This is a genomic window from Actinoplanes oblitus (genome assembly GCF_030252345.1).
GTDB lineage: Bacteria > Actinomycetota > Actinomycetes > Mycobacteriales > Micromonosporaceae > Actinoplanes > Actinoplanes oblitus.
Map to the genome: position 1 here is coordinate 9,417,220 of NZ_CP126980.1, position 18,531 is coordinate 9,435,750.

Below are 18,531 nucleotides of genomic sequence, written 5' to 3' on the forward strand. Positions count from 1 at the left end.
GGGGTCACCAGTTGTTCTGACCCTGGGCGTCGTCGCGGTAACCGGGCATGTTGGCGAAATCGGCCAGCGAGCCGACGTTGGTGTCGTTGGCCGAGGGGCGGTGGCGGCGAGCCTTGTACTGGGCCGAGTCGGCGTAGTGGCCGTGGTCGGCGTACTGGCCGGGGTCGGCGCCGGCGGGCGGGAAGCCGTCGCTGTCCGGGCCGAAGGCGTTCGGGGCGTAGCCGTTGGCGGGATCGCCGTAGCCGTCCTCCGGGCCGTAACCGTTGTCCGGGCCGTAGCCGTTGTCCGGGTCGTAGCCGTCCTCGGCGGCGTAGCCCTCGTGGGGGTCGGCGTAACCGGGGCCGGGGTAGCCGTTGGCCGGTGCGCCGGGGCGGCCGTAGGCGGCCGGAGCGGGGCGGACGACGGCGGCGGCTCGCGGTGGGGCGTCGGCGGGAACCGGGGCGTGGCCGCCGGCGCCGTAGACGGGGCCGGCCGGGCCGGACTGTGGGGCCACGGAGACCCGGGCGGCGCCGGTGACCGGGGCGGGGACAGCGGCGGCGCCGCGCTGCCGCGGCATCGGGGCGCCGGGGACGGAGGCCGCGCCGACCTTCGGGGCCCCGACCTTCGGAGCCCCCACCTTCGCGGCACCGACGCTGGCGGCACCGACCTTCGCGGCGCCGACCGAGGCCGCGCCGACCGAAGCGGCACCGACCGGAGCCGGGCCGACCGAGGCGGCGCCGACTGACGCGGAGCCGGCGGCGGGGACGGCGGCGGAGGCGCGACCGGCTGGGCCGCTCGGGGACATCGGACGGGCGCTGCCGGCGACCACGGCACGGCCGCCGGTGGGGCGGACGGGCTCCTCGTAGTACTCGGGCTGCTGGTCCTGGTAGGCGGGCTCGGCGTCGTATCCGGCCGGGTCCGGGCCGTAGGTGACCGGCTCGTCGTAGCCGGCCGGCTCGTCGTAGGTCCCCGGCTCGTCGTAGCCGGCCTGGCCGAAGACGGGCTGCTCCTGGTAACCGGGCTGCTCCACGTAACCAGGCTGACCGAAGACCGGCTGCTCGTCGTAAACCGGCTGCTCGTCGAGACCGGGCTGGCCGTGGAACTCGGGTCGGCCGCGGAAAGCGGGCTGGCCGTCGAAATCGGGCTGGCCGCTGACGTCGGGCTGATCGGCGAAGAAACCGCCACCACCCGGCTGCGGGCCGTAACCAGCCGCCGGGGCGCCGGCCGCGACCGGGACCCGCCCGCCGGGCTTGCGCGGGGTCAGCGGCGGCCGATTCGGGTCCGGGACCGGATTGGCGGGCAGTTGCGCCGAGAGTTCCGCCAGCAGCTGCTTGCGGAGTCCGTCCATCTCCTCGGCGACGCGGTCCTCGACATCCATCCGCAGCAGCACCGGATCGGTGCGGATCAGCACCGACGCGCCGATCAGCACGACGCTGACCGCGATCAGCAGCACCGCGAACCGTGCCGAGTTGGAGTTCCCGCCGAGCAGCACGACGGCGGCCGCGAGCGGGGCGAGGATCACGCCCGCCCAGACCAGGCCGCGGAGCAGGCGTGCGCTGTGTCCCGCTTGGGGGTCCCGTTCCGGCATGGGCGCTGATGTTACCGAGAGTGCGCCCCGGACGAAACGGCCGAACGCCGGGTGGCATGTCGCGACCCGGCGTCCGGCACCTCGTTCATCCCGTCGTGGCCCGGCGGCCGGGGCGCCGCCCGAGTCGGGGACCAGCCGATTCCCAACCGGCGGCGAGGGCGCCGCCCGCGCTGAGGGCCGGCCGATTCTCAGCCGGCGGCGAGGGCGCCGTCCGAGCTGAAGACCAGGCCGACCGAGATGGTGCCCTGCTTCAGCGCGTTCTTGGTGAGCGGGCCGCCCGCGTCCAGCGTGTCGAACCGGCCGGCCTGGAAGCTGTAGGTCTGGACCAGGCCCTGCTGGCACTTGGGCCGCTGCGGGCACTCGGCCGGGCCACCCAGCACGGTCGCCGTGCCGGAGCACTTGCTGGCCAGGTCGGAGAGGGTGGTCAGCGAGTACTTCTGGGCGAAGGCGGAGGTGACGGCGAAGGCGTTCTGGTCCTGCGCCGTGCTGGCCTGGCCGAACACCAGACCGCGCTTGTCACCGAGGGTCTTCAGGTTGGTGACGGTGGTCTCCAGCTCCGGCGAGGACGGGTCCTTGGCGTCCTTGCCGTCGACCTTGCCGGCCAGGAAGTAGGCCAGGGTCGCGGCATACTCCGGGACGACCTGCAGGTCGCCCTTCTCCAGGGCCGGCTCGTACAGCTCACGGTTGCCGATCTGCTGCACCTTCACGGTGTAGCCGGCGGCGGTGAGCACGATGTTGTACAGCTCGCCGAGGGTGGCGCTCTCGGCGAAGTTGGCGGCGCCGACGGTGATCGCGCCGCCCTTGCCCTTGGCGATGCCGGCGGTCAGGTTGTTCGCCGTGGCGAACTCCTGGGCGGCGGCCTTGGACGACTTGCGGTCGATGTCGACCGCCTTGTTGAGCTCGATCAGCTTGGTGGTGTCCAGCGCCGCCGACACCTTGTCCAGCGCGGCGATCAGCTCGGGCGAGGACGCCTTCTTGTTGATCGCCGGGATGACGTTGTCGGTGTTCTGCAGTTTCTTGTCGTCGGTGAGGACGACCAGCTTGTCGCCGGCGACCGGGGCGCAGCCCTGGCCACCAGCGGCGGCGGCCGACGGGGGCGCCTCGGTGCCGGAGGAGCCGGCCTCACCACAGCCGGCTAGGACGACGACGGCCGCGGCGAGGGCGCCGGCCGTACGGAAAAGGTTTCGACGCATTACTGCCGCCTTCTGTGTCCCGGCGCCGCCCGGATGGCGGTGCCGCGTGTCCGACGGGCAGCCAAAGTTTGCGATGCCCGCTCAGTGCTCTCATCTTTCCTACCAAGGGGGTATGACAAGATCACCTTTTGAGGCCGGAGCGTTATGGGGTGGTTACCGTCACAGCGCGCCGGCGACGCTTTCCGGCCCGCAGCGCGCGCGGGGTGACCAGGCGCTGGACGAGCGCCAGCACGCCCTCCACAAGGAGTGCGAGCAGCGCCACAGCCAGGCCCCCGGCGACGATCTGACCACCGCCGCCGTTGCTCATCCCGATCCCGAACCCGGCGCTGATGACCTGGCCCAGCCCGCCGCCGTTGACCAGCGCGGCCAGCGCCGCGGTCGCCACCACCTGGACCGCGGCGGTGCGCAACCCGGCGGCGAGATAGGGCACCGACAGCGGCAGCTCCACCCGGCGCAGCAGTTGGCCGCCGGAGAGGCCCATGCCGCGGGCCGCCTCCCGGGTCTCCGGGTCGATCGAGCGCAGCCCGGTGTACGCGTTGGCCAGCAGCGGAGGCACCGCGAACACGGCCAGGGCCACCACCACCGGCGGCTTGCCGAAGCCGAGCGGGGTCAGCGGCAGGATGGTGAGCAGCGCCAGGGTGGGTACGGCCAGGGTCAGGTTGGCGACGGTGACCACCGGGCCGCCGCCCTTGCCGCGGTGCCCGAGCCAGATGCCCAGCGGCCAGCCGATCACGCAGCCGAGCAGGACCGCCCAGAAGCTGATCACCAGGTGCTCGGTGAGCCGGTCCAGCAGGCCGCCCGGGTTGGTCCAGTTGAGCGGGTCGTTGAGCCAGGTGATGCCCTCGCCGAAGTAACTCACGCCGCACGTCCTCGGGTCCACGGGGTGAGCAGCCGGCCCAGCCCGGACAGCAGCAGGTCGAGGACCAGGGCCAGGCCCACGCAGAGCACGGTCCCGGTCATGATCTCCGCCTTGTAGAAGTTGTTCCGGAACCCGCCCAGGATGAGGTCGCCGAGGCCGCCCTGCCCGATCAGCGAGCCGACCGTGACGAGGGCCACAGTCGAGACGGTGGCCAGCCGCAGCCCGGTCAGGATGCCGGGGAGGGCGAGCGGCAACTCGACCCGCCAGAGCCGGCCGAACCGGCCGTACCCCATGCCGGTCGCCGCCTCGATGACCTCGGCCGGGACCTGGGTGAGCCCGGCCAGCGAGTTGCGGACCAGGACCAGCAGCGCGTACAGCACCAGGGCGATCAGGACCGAGGTGGTGCTGGTGGTGCCGACCAACGGGGCCAGCAGGGAGAGCAGCGCCAGCGACGGGATCGTGTAGAGAATGCCGGAGAGTGCGAGAATCGGCGCGGTCAGCGGTCTGATCCAGTAGGCGACGACGGCGAGCGGCACGGCGACCAGCAGCGCGATGAGCACCGTCTGCGCGGTCAGCCCGGCGTGGAAGCGCAGGGCGGTGCCTATCGCGTCGGCGTTCTCGGTGACGTACCGCCAGGAGAACCACGGATTCCCCGGGCCGTCATCGGCTGGTGCGGCCACCGGCGTCAGCGATGCCGGGCCCCAGGACAGGAGAGACATACGTGGACGCTACCGCGGCATCGATCACCCTGGCGGACGTCGGCAAGGTGTACCCGGACGGCACCGTCGCCGTCGAGGACTTCAGCCTGGAGGTACCGGCCGGCGAGCTGGCCGTGCTGATCGGCGCCTCCGGATCCGGCAAGTCGACGATCCTCCGGATGATCAACCGGCTGATCGAGCCGACCCGCGGCGAGATCACCATCGACGGCCGCAACGTCCTGAAGCAGGACCCGGTGCGGCTGCGGCGGCAGATCGGCTACGTGATCCAGAACGTCGGGCTGTTCCCGCACCAGACCGTCCGGGCCAACGTCGGCACGGTGGCGAAACTGCTCGGCTGGGACCGCAAGCGGATCACCGCGCGCGCCGACGAGCTGCTGGAGATGGTCGGGCTGGACCCGGCCCGGTACGGCAAGCGATACCCGCACGAGCTCTCCGGCGGCCAGCGGCAGCGCGTCGGGGTGGCCCGGGCGCTCGCCGCGGATCCGCTGGTGCTGCTGATGGACGAGCCGTTCTCGGCAGTCGACCCGATCGTGCGGGCCCGGTTGCAGGAGGAGTTCCTGCGCCTGCAGGCCGCGGTGCGCAAGACGATCGTGCTGGTCACCCACGACATCGACGAGGCGGTCCGGATGGGCGACCGGATCGCGGTGCTGGCCGAGGGCGGCCGGCTGCTTCAGTACGCCACGCCGGCCGAGCTGCTGAGCCGGCCCGCGTCGGCCGAGGTGCGGGACTTCGTCGGCGCCGACCATGGCATCCGGCGCCTGGCGGTGACCCCGGTACGCGAGGTGATGTCCGCCTTCGACGGCTCCGGCGAGGGCCTGCCGAGCGTGGACGCCGCCGCCACCCTGCACGACGCGCTCGCCGTGATGCTCACCGAGAACGCCACCACGGTCCTGGTGACCGAGAACGGCCGCCCGGTCGGTCAGGTGACCCGGACGGCCGTGTTCGAGACACCGGCGGAAACCCCGGTCTGAGCGCTACGACCGGGTGCCGCGCCAGCCGCCGAGGCTCGCCAGGCCGACGATCCAGCCGACGAACAGGCCGTACTGAGCGCCGGTGCCGGCCGCCCGGAACGCGCCCAGTAGCGAGGGGTTGGTCAGGAAGAGGGTGGCCAGCAGGGCGGCGAAGCCACCGGCGAAGATGTACGCGGCCCAGCCGGCGAAGAACTGGCTGATCGTGCCCCGGGCCCGGGCCAGCTGCGAACCCGGCAGCAGGACCAGGAAGAGCAGGGTCAGCACGACGACCAGAATCGCCTTGAGGTCGCCGACGACGACGTCGCGCAGTGAGTCGGAGCTGTCGAACTGCCAGGCCGGCCAGTGCAGCAGGCGCAGCCACCAGCCGCCGGCGGTGTTCTCGTTCGTGTTGTCGGCCACCCAGTCCCCGTACCAGGGACTGCCGAAGACCAGAACGAGTACGAGTGCGGCGATGGTGCCCGCACCGGGTGCGGTCTTGTACCGATTTCCGAGAGCCATGGCCCGGTATTTCCCTGCCGGGCCGCGCGCTCAAACGATGACCGTCACTCCCTGCTCAGATAGTCGATGAACGCGGCCCGGAGCAGCGGCTCCTGCTCGCCCAGGTCACGGCCCTCCAGCTCGCGCCAGAGGGCGACCGCCTCGTCCACGGTGGGGCCGATGGAGTTCGGCGCGCCGTCCAGCGCGGCGGCCTGGTCGGAGTCCGGCAGGTGTTTCAGCACCGACCAGAAGAACCGGACGTCGTGCCTCTCGCGGGCCTTGACGAAGGCGCGCTCGCGCAGCTCCTCGGTGGGCAGGGCGTCCAGTTCGGCGAAGCCGGGCATGGTCATGTCGGAAAGCATACGGTCAGCGGGTGGCGCTCCAGGGTCCGTCGTCCCAACGGTCGCCGCGGGCCGGCGGGGCGGCCGGGGTGTTCCAGGTCTCCGGCAGGGTGGGTGACCAGTTGCTCAGGCCGCTGGACGGCGCCGCGTTCCAGTCCTCCGACTTGGCCGCGCTGGCCAGCCGCCCGTACGACTCGACGATCCGGGTGGCGACCAGGCCGGCGGCGAACACCGCGCCGGCGATCGCGAAGAGCGCGATGTCCAGCTGCTTGCGGGTCTGGTAGTCCAGGAAGATGGTCAGCGCCATCACCGCGAAGAGGGTGCCGAAGATGCCGCCACGCCGGCCGTACGCGCTGGTCCCGCCGAGCAGGGCCAGGCCCAGGCCGATGCCGGTCCACTCCAGGCCGGTGCCGGGCTGGATCGGGCCGGCCGACTGACCGGCCAGGATGACGCCGGCGCCGGCCGCGAAGACCGAGGAGAGGATCAGGGCCAGCAGCACCGGCAGCACCACCGCGAAGCCGCGCCGCCCGGCCGGGTCGCCGGCCTGTCGCATCCGGCCGAAGAACCGGCGCACCGGGCCGATCGCGCCCAGCGCGCCGCCCAGCACGGCCAGCATCGCGAACCCGCCGAACAGCAGGAACGCCCGGTCGCTGGGCTCCCAGGGGCCCTGCACCGCGACCGCGCCGACCCGGAGCTGGTCGAACGTGATCACGCCGAACGCGGCGGCCAGGGTGACCGCCCAGCCGGGCACGTGCAGCACCAGGATCAGCAGGCCGGCCACCAGCCCGCCGGCGGCCGCGATGATCAGGGCCGGGACCAGTGCCTGGACCAGGCCCTTGTCGCCGTTCTCGGCGAACTGGAACTCGGCGGCCAGCACGATCGGGCCGATCGCCAGGTTGGGCACGCCGGCTCGCAGGGACAGCCCGGCGCCGAGCGTGATCAGGCCGATCGCGGCGCCGGTGACCAGCAGCGCGTCCAGCGCGGGGCGCTGCACGGCGGCCGCGTCCTCGCGCCAGAGCAGGAAGCCCAGCACGGCCGCGGCGACCAGCAGGACGACCTCCCAGCCGAGGTGGACGCCGAGCCGGTCGCGGGCGTCGTCGGTGGTGGAGGTGGCGGCTCCCGGTGCGGTCACCGGGGCGCGCAACGACTGGTCGAGGGTGCCACCGGCGGTGTCGTCGAACTGCACGCGGCGCCGGTACGCGGCCGGATCCGACTCGCCGGTGCTCTCCCCCGGTTGCCGGATCGTCGTGTCGTCGTACGCCATGGTCCGCGCCTCCTTACGCCTCCACCAGCGGTTCGAGGCGCACGCTACTCCGGGTCAGGTCGCCCGCCGCAGAGGATACGGATACGAGACGGCCTCAGTTCAGAACCCTTAATGCTTCGACGCCGGTCAACGCCGGCCGGTCGGCCGGTCCGAGTCGTCGTCCTGGCGGTCCGGCCGGTCCGGAACGCGGCAGGCCCGCTCCAGCCAGAGCGCGGTGCCGACCAGGGCGGCCGCCGCGACCAGCGTGGTGGCCACCGTCGGCAGGTCCGACCTGGCCGCGTCGGTGGGCTCCAGCACCAGCCAGGCCAGCACGCCGGCGGAGAAGCCCGCGGTGAGCGAGCCGACCAGGGAGGACGCCTTGGCCAGCGCGACGTAGCGGGCGACGAGCAGCGGCTCGACCGGCGGGGCGCCGGGTTTGCGCTGGATCCGGGCGGCGGTGTTCTGCGCCAGGTAGCCCTCGGTGATGGCGAGCGCGACCAGCACCACGGCGGCCGTCCAGGGCAGCGGGGTGAGCCGGTAGAACAACTGGTTGTAACCGAGCAGCAGCCAGCCCAGCGCGGCACCGATCAGCGCCGCCAGCACCAGGGCGGAGACGCTCGTCGGGTGCAGCGACGGGTCGGTCCGGCGTCCGTGGGGGGAATCGTCGGGGTTGGCGCTCACACCATCGACTCTAGCGACAGATCCGGACGCGGCGTCACTGCGGCGACGTCGGCGGCGAGTTCGGGCGCGCCGAGCAGAGCGGCCAGCGGGCCGTGCCCGGGCAACTCGCCGGCCGGCTGCACGTCGAGCCACGGGCGCAGCACGAAGGCGCGCAGGTGGGCCCGTGGGTGCGGCAGGGTCAGCTCGGGGTCGGCGCTGAGCACCGGCCGGCCGTCGGCATCCCACACGGTGATCACGTCGACGTCCAGGGTGCGCGGTCCGAACCGGCGTTCCGGGTCGCGCTCGCGGCCTTCGGCCGCCTCACAGGCCCGGGCCCGCCGCAGCCAGTCATGCGGTCCGGCCGCGGTGTCCTCGACCAGGATCACCGCATTGAGGTACGCCGGTTGCTCGGTGTCGCCCCACGGTGGTGTCTCGTAGACCCCGGAGACCAGCCGGACGCTCCCGCCGAGCAGGGACACCGCGGCCCGCAGGTGCGCGAGCCGGTCGCCCAGGTTGCTCCCGAGGGACAGCACCGCCCGGCTCACGCGGCACGCGCCTTCCGCAGGGTGACCGCGACGTCGCCGAACTCGTGCGGGATCGGGGCCTGCGGTTTGTGCACGGTGACCTCGGCGGCGGCCACCCGACGGTCGGCCAGGCAGACGTCGAGCAGCCGGTCGGCGAGCCGCTCCAGCAGGTTCACCGGCTCGCCGGTGAGCACCTCGACCAGGGCGGTCGCCAGCTCGCCGTAGTGCACGGTGTCGGCCACGTCGTCGGTGGCGGCGGCCCGGCTCAGGTCCAGGTCGAGCCGGACGTCGACGACGAAGTCCTGGCCCCGCTCGCGCTCGAAGTCGTAGACGCCGTGCCGGCCGCGGGCACGCAGCCCGGTCAGCGTGATCTGTCCGGTCACCCGGTTCCCCGCAATCAACTCGATCCCCGCTGGGCGCGGGGCTGTGGGCGTACGTCTAGATCTTGCCGAGTCGCGGCGACCCGGTCGCGCGCCACACTGCCAACGCGTCGGCGGTCTCGCGGACCTGATGCACCCGGACGCCCCAGGCGCCGGCGGCGAACGCCAGCAGAGAGGTGGCCAGGGTGGCCGCCTCGCGGCCGTCCACCGGACGCGGCGTGCCGTCCGGCGCGGCCAGCAGCCGGCCCAGGTAGGTCTTGCGGCTGGCCCCGAACAGGACCGGGAAGCCGAGGTCGATCAGGACGTCGAGGTGGGCGCTGAGCGCCCAGTTGTGCTCGGCGGTCTTGGCGAAACCGAGACCCGGGTCGAGGATGATCCGGCCGGGGTCGACACCGGCCGCGATCGCCTCGTCGGCACGGGCCCGCAGCTCGTCGCGGACCTCGGCGACCACGTCCTGATAGTCGGCCAGCCGCTGCATGTCGCGGGAGTGCCCGCGCCAGTGCATCAGGATCCACGGGCAGCCGGCGGCCGCGGCGACAGCCGCCATCCCGGGGTCGGCCAGCCCGCCGGAGACGTCGTTGATCACCACGGCGCCCGCCGCGAGGGCCGCCTCGGCCACCGCCGCGCGAGTGGTGTCGATGCTCAGCCGGATCCGGGCGGCGGCCAGTGCCTCGATCACCGGTACCACCCGGGCCGTCTCGGTGGCGGCGTCGACACGCTCGGCGCCGGGGCGGGTGGACTCGCCGCCGACATCGACGATGTCGGCGCCCTGCCGGGACAGCGAAATGCCATGTTCGACGGCAGCTTCAAGATCAGCCCAGCGGCCGCCGTCGGAGAAGGAGTCCGGCGTGACGTTGAGGACGCCCATCACGACCGGGTGGTCCCGGTGCACCAGCTCGGCGCCGATGACCTGGGCCTCTGTCCGCGGAGTCAGCACTCGTCGAGAGTACGGGGCCGGGGTCGTTCGAACAGGTGTACGATGCGCCATGACGCTGATTCATCCATTCCTTCACCTTGGGTAACGAAACGGACGCTTGTTGCTCGCAAGTACGGGCCGTACTCTTCGGAACTGGGCATCATGAAGTAACCGAAGAGAGCAGACGAGCATGGCAGTGCCCGAACGGCTCACTCGACGTGGTGAGCTACAGGCTGCACGATATGGGCGTTGCCGCAAGGCTTTACCACTGCAGCGTGTCCGCACCCCCCATACCGGACACGGGGAGGTTTACCGATGATCGCCACCGAGCTCGCCGGACAGGTCGCGACGGCGTTCCATAGCGGTGTGCTCGCCGCCGCCGCGGAGCCCACGGGCATCAACACCTCGGGCATCGTCACTTTCTTTGCGAAAAACATCGCACCGATCCTGCTGGCGGTGCTCGGCGTGATCTTCATCGGCCGGGCCAGCCGCGGTGAGGTGTCCAAGGTCCTCACCAGCTCGGCGATCGCCATCGTCGGCCTGGCCTTCATCGCCGGCGCGGCGACACTCTTCTTCGTCGGCGACTACCTGATCAAGCTGATCTTCAACTGAGATGCGGCTCCGGACCGACGACGACATCTACCGGGCCCGCCTGGTCTATCTCGGCCCGCCCGGCTACACCCTGCCCGTCCACCTGCCGTACGCGCAGTACGGCATGTTCGTCGCGCTGGTGCCGCTCTTCATGGCCCTGCACTACCTGATCACGCTCGACTTCGACCCGTTCCCGGCCTGGGAGATCGCCCTCGCCATGGTCTCGACGTCGTACGTGTTCCGGCATGTCGACCCGGACCGGCCGGCTCGTGTCGTCATCCGCACCGCGCTCACCGACTGGCGCCGCACCCGCGAGCCCGCCGTGGAGCAACGCGATCCACGACTTGTCGCCACTCGCATCCGGGTCCGGGAGGAGTTGGTATGACCAGTTTGGCCATCCTCGGCGGTGTTGACGCATGACCGGGAACATTCCGCGCGGGCATCCCGGCGCGGACGCCTCGAGGCCGGGCAGGCAAAGTAACGGTGTGCGCCCGGACAACTACTCCTCGGCAGAATCACTGGAAGACGTGGAAGAGCTGGTGGCCGCGCCCGGGCACGGTGGTGTCGCCGTGTTCCAGGCGCCGCACACGGTCCGGCCGACGGGGGCGCCGATGGACACCGCGATGGACATCGACTCGCCGTTCCTCGACCTCTTCGGCGGGACCGGGGCGCCCACCCGTCCGAGTGATCTTCCGGCGAACCCGGAGCCGACCAACGGGCATCATGCTCCGGCCACGGCGAACGGGCACTCGGCGCCGCCCACCTCGAACGGGTATCGGGGCGCGTCCCTCACCCGGGCTCCGGTCGCGCCGGACCCTGACTTCTACCCGGCTCCGGTCGCACCCGCCGCCAACGGGTCGTCAGCACCCGCCCTTGCCGGTCCCGCCGCCGCGGGCGCGCCGACTCGCCCGGACGGCCGGTCCGTTCCTGGCGGGCATCCGGTTCCTGACGGCCACACCGGTGCGAACGGGTCCTCGGTTCCGGGCGGGCCTTCCGTCCCCTTCGGGCCTCCGGTTCCCTTCGGGCCTTCCGTTCCCGGCGGGCCTTCCGTTCCGGACGCGCCCGGGGCCGACGATTGGGCCGAGTTCGACGAGTGGCCGCCGCAGCCGGCGCCGCCGATCGCCGCCGCACCACCGGCTCCGGTCGCGGCACCCACGCCGGCTCCGCTCGTCCAGGCGCCGGCTCCCGCGCTGCCGGTGCCCGTACCGGAAAAGGCCCCGGCCAAGCGCAAGGCGAAAGCCCCGGCCCGCCGGTCGGAGCCGAAGGCCGCCAAACCGGCGCCGCTGCGGCCGCAGAAACTCAAGTTCAGCGACCGCGATCCGGCCATCGAGCTGGCGATCAGCGAGATCGCCGGGCATCTGACCTTCACGCAGGGCACCGTGACGGCGTGGTACCACCTGCCCGAGGTGCGCTGGGCGTTCCGGCCGGACGCGGAGCGCGAGGCGCTGCTCAGCGCGATCTCCGAGCAGTACGCCGGCCTGGCCGGGTTCCGGCTGCACCTGCGGCGGACCACCCGGCCGTTCCCGGCCGACGAGTGGGCCCGCACCGTCGACTCGTTCACCAGCCGGCCGCTGCCCGACGTGCAGGGCGCCACCTCGTGGTCGGACCACATGGTCGGGGCGCAGCGTCACCTGCTCTCGATGAGCCACGCGGAGGGGCAGACGTACCTCGGTGTCACGTTCGCCCGGCGCTCGCTCGGCGACACGTTCTCCGAGCGGATCCTGCGCGTCTTCGGCCGCGGCACGTCCGAGAACGAGCGGCGCAAGCTGGGCCGGACCGTCGAGCAGTTCGACGAGGTGCTGAACGCGTTCGGCATGCGCGGACGGCGGGTCACCCCGCAGGAGCTGGAGTGGCTGCTGTTCCGCTCGGTGGCGCTCTGCATGGCACCGCCCGGCCTGCTCTCCCCGGTCTCCAACGGCCACTGGGAGACCGGTGACCTGCTCGCGCTCACCGAGCAGGTCGAGCGCTACCGCACGCCGTACGGTTCCACCGTCAAGCTGGTCAACCGGATGACCGGCGAGGAGCGCCACGTCGCGGTCCTCTCGGTCGGCCGGATGGAACCGCTGGAGATCCCCGAGAAACACGAGCCGTGGCTGCACTTCCACGAGCGGCTGCCGTGGCCGATGGAGCTCTCCTCGCGGATCGACATCCTCGGCTCGAACAGCTCGTTCAAGAACCTGGAACACCGGCTCCGGATGATCCGGTCGCAGCAGCTGGACTACGCCGAGCACGGCATCGACGCCCCGCCGGAGCTGGAGCGCCTGGCCAAACGCGCCCTGGTGATCGGCGACGAGATGACCACCGGCCTGCCCACCGACTCGGCCCGGGCACACGGCTGGCACCGGATCGCCGTCGGCGGCGCCAACCGCGAGGAGTGCCTGGAACGCGCCCGGCGGTTGATCCAGCTCTACTCCCGCGAGCTGCGGATCTCCCTGCAGCACCCGAAGAACCAGGACCAGCTGGCCCGCGAGTTCATCCCGGGCGAGCCGATCGCCAACACCGGCTACGTCCGGCGGATGCCGGTCAAGCTGCTGGCCGCGGCGCTCCCACAGGCCGCCTCCACGGTCGGGGACCGGCGCGGCGACCTGATCGGGCGGACCGCCGGCACCTGCCGCCGGCCGGTCTTCCTCGACCTGCACTTCCCGATGGAGGTGCGAGAGCGCTCCGGGCTCGGTGTCTTCGTCGCCGAGCCGGGTGGTGGCAAGTCCACGCTGATGGGCGCGCTCGGCTACCTGAACGCCCGACGTGGCGTGCAGGTGACCTTGCTCGACCCGTCCGGGCCGCTCGCCCGGCTGTGCCAGATGCCGGAGCTGCGGCCGTACTCGCGGGTGCTGAACCTGACCGGTTCCGAGCAGGGGACGCTGGCGCCGTACGCGCTGATCCCCACCCCGATCCGCTCCGAGTTCTCCACCGGCCCGGCCGGCGACCGGGAGTACGAGATCGCCGTCTCCAACGCCCGGGCCGAGCGCCGCATGCTGGTCCAGGACATCTGCTCGATGCTGGTGCCGCCGCAGGTGGCCAAGGAGGCGTCCACCGCGACGCTGCTGCGGCACGCGGTACGGCAGGTCCCGGCCGAGGAGACGTCCACCCTCGACGACGTGGTCGCCACCCTCCAGGGCCTGGACGACGACGAGGGCCGGGAGCTGGCCAACCTGCTGCTGGACACCGCGGAGATGCCGCTCGCGCTGCTCTTCTTCGGCCGCCCGCCGCAGCACCTGCTCGGCGCCGACGCCGCGCTCACCGTGATCACCATGGCCGGCCTGCGCCTGCCCGACCTGAAGATCGAGCGGGAGTACTGGTCAGCCGAGGAGTCCCTCGCCCTGCCGATGCTGCACACCGCGCACCGGCTCGCGGTCCGCCGCTGCTACGGCGGCTCGATGTCGTCGCGCAAGATGGTCGGCCTCGACGAGGCGCACTTCATGGAAGGCTGGCGGTCCGGGCGCTCGTTCCTGGTCCGGCTCGCCCGCGACTCCCGGAAATGGAACCTGGCCGCGCTGGTCGCCTCGCAGAACCCGCGCGACATCCTCGGCCTGGACGTGCAGAACCTCGTCTCCACGGTCTTCGTCGGCCGGATCGCCGAGGACCAGGAGATCGCATCCGAGGCGTTGCGGTTGCTGCGGGTGCCGGTCCACGACGGGTACGAGGCGACGCTCGCCTCGCTGTCCCAGGTGGACACGTCGTCCCAGCATCGGTTGGGCTTCCGCGAGTTCGTGATGCGGGACGTGGACGGGCGGGTGCAGAAGATCCGCGTCGACGTTTCGTATGTCGAGGGTTTGTTGGAGCACCTGGACACGACGCCTGGGGCGGCACAGCCTGCGGTGGTGCCGCTACCGTCCGACCTGGAGGTTTGAGATGGTGCGGCGGGGGTTGGCGCTGTTTTCGACCTTGGTGATGATGGTGGTGGCGTCGGTCGCTTGGGCAGTCGCCGCCCCATCTAACGCTTACGCGGTTCCAAATAAACCTCCCAAGCCTACCGAAGCCTGCACTTTGAATGAGTGGAAAAACAACACTCAGCAGTGCGTTGACCGGCTCGTTGATGCTGTCGGCAACAAGACGACTTGCGATAATGCACCTACCCCAAGTACACCAGATTCCGGCTTGGCGGGCTGGTTCACGGAGATGCCGGAGGCGTCAACCGAGCCGGGCCCTAAGGGCATGTACACGCTCTATGGATATTCCGGATACAACTTCCCCAATTACGATCCAAATAGCGGTTGCATAGCATCAATAACCGAAGCAGATTCTCACGTCGAATCAACTATTGCCAACGGCGAATTCATGCTGGCGACCGCAATCATCGGGGCTTCAAACGCACTCCGCGAGCGAGCCTGGGATCCTCAGTCCCTCTGGGGCTGGGCAGACACACTCGTACAGCAGGCGACCACCGCGGTATACCAAAAGGTTTTCACGGTCTTCGGAGTGATCACGCTCGCAATCGTAGGACTCTATCTTATCTGGCGTTCGCGGCAGGCGGACATGGGCGCCGCCACCACAACCGCAGGCTGGGCAATTCTCGTTATGGTTGGCGTTACAGCCATCGCAGCATGGCCAGTAAAGTCGGCCAACTTGGCGGATCAAACGCTGGTGACATCGCTGAACGTAATTCATGGCGCCATCGGACCCCAGCCAAAGACTGCCCAGAATGGAGCCGACTGCATACTCGGAAAAGCCGATGCGTGCACCGACAAGCGGCCCCCGGCCGTACGCGCCAGCGATACAGCCACCGAGACTGTTCTCTATCGCAACTGGCTGCGAGGCGTTCTTGGATCCGCAGATAGCGAGACTGCACAGAAATACGGAATGGCACTTTACAGTGCACATTCTTTGCGATGGGATGAAGCGGAAACCATAAGGAAGCAGCCAGCTCTTCGGGATGGGATCCTTAGCCGTAAGAACGCCCAATGGACCGCCGTCGCGGAGCAAATCAAGACGGAGGACCCTGAGGCATACGAGTACCTTCAAGGCGCGAAAGGAATGGAACGGATCGGTTCGGGGTTCGTCGCAGTCCTTGCAGCCGCGATGTTCGCTATGTTCGACCTCACTGCCTCCATACTGGTGTTGCTTGGTTTCTTGATATTCCGCTGGGCGGTCATTGCAGCACCCATCCTTGGCACGGTTGGCCTCCTTCGACCTGCAAGTGCAGGTATCCGACGGCTCGGCAATGCCGTAGTGGCGGCCATCTTCAACATTGCCATCTTCGGCACCGGTGCAGCGATCTATCTCTTTGCCGTCGACCTCATCATGAACACAGCAACCCTGCCCGGATGGCTGCAAGTGGTTCTGGTGTGGCTGTGTGGCGTGGTCGGCTGGCTGCTGCTTCGCCCATATCGCCGCATCACTCAGCTCGGCGGCAAGGACAGTGCAGCGGCCATCGCCTCCGCCGGCTCCTGGCACCGTCGTTTCTTCCGCGACATGCGTGAGGCTGCGAAGCTTGAGGTTGCTGAAGGGGGCGGAACGCGGGAACCGATCATCGGCAAGGACGGTCGCGTAGTCTTCGTCGAACAGCGCAACCTGCGCCCCGAGGCCCGACTTGAGGATCCCGCGCACGCAGCGGCTACTCGAGGCGAGACGGTAGGCGCTACGCCAGATGAGTCCAGGCCCGCGCTTCCGACGCGTCCGGACGGCACCGAGACTGTGCGCACTGACAAGCCTGTGGTGGAGACAACCAGCCGCCCCGTCCCAACTCGGACTCGACGTAACGCCGAATGGACCGAGCCCGACGTCGCGGAACGCCCCGCCTCCTATGCGATCTATCGGCCGGAAACGGGTGCCACCACCGAGGAACCGGCGACTCCGCGGGTGCGTTCCGAGGCCAGGTGACGCATGTCGGGAATAGTCGCTCGCGCGTTGAACGCTCTTTTCCGTTCGCGATTGGGCATAGCGCTCGTCCTGATCGCCATCGTGCTGGCCGTGGTCGGTGTCGGCCGTCTCTTCTCGGACGGCGAGTCGGCTTCACCGTCGCTCGGGCTGGGATCGCCGGCTCCGGCGATCAGCATCGATCCTTCCGAGGACGACAGTGTGGTCTCGTCCGAGGCGCCACCAACACCCAGAACCAGCCCGGGGCGCGCTGAGCCCGAAGCGGTGGCCTACGCGTTCGCCTCGGCATGGGTGAGCCACACCGGCGTCACCTCGAAGAAGTGGCTCGACCGGCTGCTGCCGAACGCCACGGCTGATCTCGCGGATCAACTCCGAGGGGTGGATCCGGCCGGCGTCCCGGCTGACCGGGTGGTCGGCCGACCCAGCGTGAGCGCGGTCAATGACACGATGGTCAATGCGGTGGTGACGGTGAACTCTGGCCGGCTCAGCCTCCGCCTGGTGGCCCCGGACGGTCATTGGCTGGTCGACGGCATCGACTGGGCAGCGGCATGACTCTCCGGCGGCCCCGCAGGATCGTTCTCCTAGTGGCAGTTGTCGCGACGCTGGCGCTGCTGTGCTGCGGTGGAGCCACCACGGTGATCCTGTTCAGCGGACTGAACGACAAAGACGAGCAGAGTGATCTCAGTTCCGCCGCCTTCGGATGCGGCGAGGGCGGCCCGATCGACCCGAGCGCCAAGCTGCCCAGCGTCGACGAGTACGGCCCGGCGCAGGTCCGCAACGCCGCCATCATCATCAGCACCGGTGCGAAGCTGAAGTTGCCGCCCCGCGCCTGGGTTATCGCGGTGGCCACCGCGATGCAGGAGTCAGGGCTCGTCAACCTCGGCGATCTGGGCGCCCGGAACGACCACGATTCGCTCGGTCTGTTTCAGCAGCGGCCCAGTTCCGGTTGGGGTACGCCCCGCCAGGTCCGCGATCCGGTTTATGCCAGCACGAAGTTCTACGAGAAGCTCAAGAAGGTTCGTGGCTGGGACAAGAAATCGTTGACCCGTGCAGCACAGGCCGTACAGATCAGCGCCTATCCGGACGCCTACGCCAAGCATGAGCAGGCCGCCACTCAGATGGTGAACAAGCTTGCTCATGGTGCAGCGAACGCTGTGGGCAACTCCGTCTCCATGGTGTGCGCGGCGGGTGGGCAGATCGCCGCCTCCGGCTGGACCGTCCCGGTGCATGCGGAGGTCGGTTCTGGGTTCCGCAGTCCGGATCGTCCCAACCACCAGGGCGTCGACCTGATCATTGGGCGATACACACCGATCGTGGCCGCCGCCAGCGGCATCGTGTCGATGGTCAAGTGCGACGAGGACTTCAGTGGCCGGAAGACCTGCGACGTCGATGGCTATCCGGGCAAGGGCGGCTGCGGATGGATGGTGGAGATCCAGCACGCCGGGAATGTGATGACCCGCTACTGTCACATGGTGCAGCGACCGTTCGTTCACAAGAATCAGAAGGTGGAGGCCGGCCAGGTCTTGGGCAAGGTCGGCACCAGCGGAAACTCCTCAGGCCCGCACCTCCATTTCGAGGTGCACTTGAACAATGACAGATCAAGTGCAGGAGCAGTTAACCCCGTACCGTTCATGCAACGGCATGGGGCACCCCTAGGCAACGCAGGATGATGGCCGAGAACATACCAGATCCCTTCTCCCATCTCGCAGATTGGGGAATAGATCCTCCGCGTCCGATTGTTCCAACACCGGCAACAATGAGCGGCCAAACGCGGGGGCGCCGAGTGATAACCGGAGTACCCGGACATGGCTGGCGGGGCGATCTCCGAGCTGACGAGAAAGTCATCCAGGGAAGCCGTACCTATATTCCAATTATGCCAGAGTCGGAATGGTATCGAGCCGAATCCGAACAAACCGAAGTATTTGCCGCACTTGTACCGATTGACAGAATATGGGTCGAAGAATTAGGTATGGCGGCTACACCGAGCATGAATCCGCGCAGCGAGTCACGCTTGGTCTCCCTAGACGAGCCACCGCGACGAACTCCGCAGGCGGCCGATCAGGCCGGCTCCTTGACGGGGCGACGTGCAGTCAGGCTCCTTGATGACGGCGGTGAGCAACGAGATCTTCGCGCTATCACGGAGCTATACACTAGCGACAATGGCGATATTTGCGCTCGAGTGACGACGGAACTTGAGTGGTATCGATGGTCTTGGAGCGGGAGGGTTCCACAAACTCTAGAAGTCGCGGCGGACCTGCTATGGATCGAGTGAT

General features: G+C 69.8%; 19 protein-coding genes. 8 read left to right on the top strand and 11 right to left on the bottom strand.

Going from position 1 to position 18,531, the window contains the following annotated elements:
* Positions 1-4: 4 nt before the first annotated feature.
* The 4 genes from Actob_RS42015 to Actob_RS42030 all read right to left on the bottom strand — a co-directional run bounded on the left by Actob_RS42015 (position 5) and on the right by Actob_RS42030 (position 4,338).
* The gene (locus Actob_RS42015) at positions 5-1,567 is read right to left on the bottom strand and encodes a hypothetical protein (protein ID WP_284917522.1); all 1,563 of its coding nucleotides are present in this window, start codon (positions 1,565-1,567) and stop codon (positions 5-7) included.
* A gap of 188 nt (positions 1,568-1,755) precedes the next feature.
* Entirely contained in the window at positions 1,756-2,760 is a 1,005-nt protein-coding gene (locus Actob_RS42020) for a glycine betaine ABC transporter substrate-binding protein (protein ID WP_284917523.1), read from the bottom strand.
* Positions 2,761-2,902: 142 nt separating this feature from the next.
* On the bottom strand, positions 2,903-3,619 hold the full coding sequence (locus Actob_RS42025; RefSeq protein ID WP_284917524.1) for an ABC transporter permease: 717 nt from the start codon (positions 3,617-3,619) through the stop codon (positions 2,903-2,905).
* The gene (locus Actob_RS42030) at positions 3,616-4,338 is read right to left on the bottom strand and encodes an ABC transporter permease (RefSeq protein ID WP_284917525.1); all 723 of its coding nucleotides are present in this window, start codon (positions 4,336-4,338) and stop codon (positions 3,616-3,618) included. Before Actob_RS42030 ends, Actob_RS42025 begins: the two co-directional genes overlap by 4 nt.
* Between Actob_RS42030 and Actob_RS42035 the strand changes: the two genes are divergently transcribed.
* On the top strand, positions 4,311-5,309 hold the full coding sequence (locus Actob_RS42035; protein ID WP_284917526.1) for an ABC transporter ATP-binding protein: 999 nt from the start codon (positions 4,311-4,313) through the stop codon (positions 5,307-5,309). The genes Actob_RS42030 and Actob_RS42035 overlap by 28 nt on opposite strands.
* A 3-nt stretch (positions 5,310-5,312) precedes the next feature.
* Here the strand turns inward: Actob_RS42035 and Actob_RS42040 are convergent, their stop codons facing one another.
* The 7 genes from Actob_RS42040 to folP all read right to left on the bottom strand — a co-directional run bounded on the left by Actob_RS42040 (position 5,313) and on the right by folP (position 9,802).
* Positions 5,313-5,807 carry a hypothetical protein gene (locus tag Actob_RS42040; protein ID WP_284917527.1) on the bottom strand — a complete coding sequence of 165 codons (495 nt, stop codon included), beginning with the start codon at positions 5,805-5,807 and terminating at the stop codon, positions 5,313-5,315.
* 44 nt (positions 5,808-5,851) lie between these two features.
* On the bottom strand, positions 5,852-6,136 hold the full coding sequence (locus Actob_RS42045; RefSeq protein ID WP_407653506.1) for a hypothetical protein: 285 nt from the start codon (positions 6,134-6,136) through the stop codon (positions 5,852-5,854).
* Positions 6,137-6,152: 16 nt separating this feature from the next.
* Positions 6,153-7,391: an ABC transporter permease gene (locus Actob_RS42050; RefSeq protein ID WP_284917529.1), complete on the bottom strand. Its 1,239-nt coding sequence runs from the start codon at positions 7,389-7,391 to the stop codon at positions 6,153-6,155.
* A gap of 126 nt (positions 7,392-7,517) precedes the next feature.
* Positions 7,518-8,051 carry a DUF3180 domain-containing protein gene (locus Actob_RS42055; RefSeq protein ID WP_284917530.1) on the bottom strand — a complete coding sequence of 178 codons (534 nt, stop codon included), beginning with the start codon at positions 8,049-8,051 and terminating at the stop codon, positions 7,518-7,520.
* Positions 8,048-8,575 (bottom strand): 2-amino-4-hydroxy-6-hydroxymethyldihydropteridine diphosphokinase, encoded by a 528-nt coding sequence (gene folK / locus Actob_RS42060; protein WP_284917531.1) that lies wholly within the window; start codon positions 8,573-8,575, stop codon positions 8,048-8,050. The genes Actob_RS42055 and folK overlap by 4 nt, the downstream gene beginning before the upstream one ends.
* Positions 8,572-8,937 carry a dihydroneopterin aldolase gene (folB, locus tag Actob_RS42065; RefSeq protein WP_284917532.1) on the bottom strand — a complete coding sequence of 122 codons (366 nt, stop codon included), beginning with the start codon at positions 8,935-8,937 and terminating at the stop codon, positions 8,572-8,574. Before folB ends, folK begins: the two co-directional genes overlap by 4 nt.
* Before the next feature lie 55 nt (positions 8,938-8,992).
* On the bottom strand, positions 8,993-9,802 hold the full coding sequence (gene folP / locus Actob_RS42070) for a dihydropteroate synthase (RefSeq protein WP_284922515.1): 810 nt from the start codon (positions 9,800-9,802) through the stop codon (positions 8,993-8,995).
* 363 nt (positions 9,803-10,165) lie between these two features.
* Between folP and Actob_RS42075 the strand changes: the two genes are divergently transcribed.
* Genes Actob_RS42075 through Actob_RS42105 form a run of 7 tightly spaced genes read left to right on the top strand, consistent with a single transcriptional unit; the run spans position 10,166 to position 18,530 of the window.
* A complete protein-coding gene (locus Actob_RS42075; protein ID WP_185038178.1) occupies positions 10,166-10,462 on the top strand; it encodes a hypothetical protein in 297 nt (98 codons plus the stop codon).
* Position 10,463: 1 nt separating this feature from the next.
* Positions 10,464-10,826, top strand: a complete 363-nt coding sequence (locus Actob_RS42080) for a hypothetical protein (protein ID WP_185038179.1) — start codon at positions 10,464-10,466, stop codon at positions 10,824-10,826.
* Between the two features lie 31 nt (positions 10,827-10,857).
* A complete protein-coding gene (locus tag Actob_RS42085) occupies positions 10,858-14,292 on the top strand; it encodes an ATP-binding protein (protein ID WP_407653507.1) in 3,435 nt (1,144 codons plus the stop codon).
* 1 nt (position 14,293) lies between these two features.
* Positions 14,294-16,261, top strand: a complete 1,968-nt coding sequence (locus Actob_RS42090; RefSeq protein ID WP_284917533.1) for an MFS transporter — start codon at positions 14,294-14,296, stop codon at positions 16,259-16,261.
* A 27-nt stretch (positions 16,262-16,288) separates the two neighbouring features.
* A complete protein-coding gene (locus Actob_RS42095) occupies positions 16,289-16,810 on the top strand; it encodes a hypothetical protein (RefSeq protein WP_284917534.1) in 522 nt (173 codons plus the stop codon).
* Positions 16,807-17,928 carry a M23 family metallopeptidase gene (locus Actob_RS42100; protein WP_284917535.1) on the top strand — a complete coding sequence of 374 codons (1,122 nt, stop codon included), beginning with the start codon at positions 16,807-16,809 and terminating at the stop codon, positions 17,926-17,928. The genes Actob_RS42095 and Actob_RS42100 overlap by 4 nt, the downstream gene beginning before the upstream one ends.
* Positions 17,928-18,530, top strand: coding sequence for a hypothetical protein (locus tag Actob_RS42105; protein ID WP_284922517.1), 603 nt, complete (start codon positions 17,928-17,930; stop codon positions 18,528-18,530). The genes Actob_RS42100 and Actob_RS42105 overlap by 1 nt, the downstream gene beginning before the upstream one ends.
* The last annotated feature ends 1 nt before the right edge of the window (position 18,531 follow it).

Coding starts and splice junctions, on each gene's coding strand:
- Actob_RS42015 (WP_284917522.1), bottom strand. CDS start 1,567: ATGCCGGAACGGGACCCCCAAGCGGGACACAGCGCACGCCTGCTCCGC.
- Actob_RS42020 (WP_284917523.1), bottom strand. CDS start 2,760: ATGCGTCGAAACCTTTTCCGTACGGCCGGCGCCCTCGCCGCGGCCGTC.
- Actob_RS42035 (WP_284917526.1), top strand. CDS start 4,311: ATGCCGGGCCCCAGGACAGGAGAGACATACGTGGACGCTACCGCGGCA.
- Actob_RS42030 (WP_284917525.1), bottom strand. CDS start 4,338: ATGTCTCTCCTGTCCTGGGGCCCGGCATCGCTGACGCCGGTGGCCGCA.
- Actob_RS42040 (WP_284917527.1), bottom strand. CDS start 5,807: ATGGCTCTCGGAAATCGGTACAAGACCGCACCCGGTGCGGGCACCATC.
- Actob_RS42045 (WP_407653506.1), bottom strand. CDS start 6,136: ATGACCATGCCCGGCTTCGCCGAACTGGACGCCCTGCCCACCGAGGAG.
- Actob_RS42050 (WP_284917529.1), bottom strand. CDS start 7,391: ATGGCGTACGACGACACGACGATCCGGCAACCGGGGGAGAGCACCGGC.
- folP (WP_284922515.1), bottom strand. CDS start 9,802: ATGGGCGTCCTCAACGTCACGCCGGACTCCTTCTCCGACGGCGGCCGC.
- Actob_RS42075 (WP_185038178.1), top strand. CDS start 10,166: ATGATCGCCACCGAGCTCGCCGGACAGGTCGCGACGGCGTTCCATAGC.
- Actob_RS42080 (WP_185038179.1), top strand. CDS start 10,464: ATGCGGCTCCGGACCGACGACGACATCTACCGGGCCCGCCTGGTCTAT.
- Actob_RS42085 (WP_407653507.1), top strand. CDS start 10,858: ATGACCGGGAACATTCCGCGCGGGCATCCCGGCGCGGACGCCTCGAGG.
- Actob_RS42090 (WP_284917533.1), top strand. CDS start 14,294: ATGGTGCGGCGGGGGTTGGCGCTGTTTTCGACCTTGGTGATGATGGTG.
- Actob_RS42100 (WP_284917535.1), top strand. CDS start 16,807: ATGACTCTCCGGCGGCCCCGCAGGATCGTTCTCCTAGTGGCAGTTGTC.
- Actob_RS42105 (WP_284922517.1), top strand. CDS start 17,928: ATGGCCGAGAACATACCAGATCCCTTCTCCCATCTCGCAGATTGGGGA.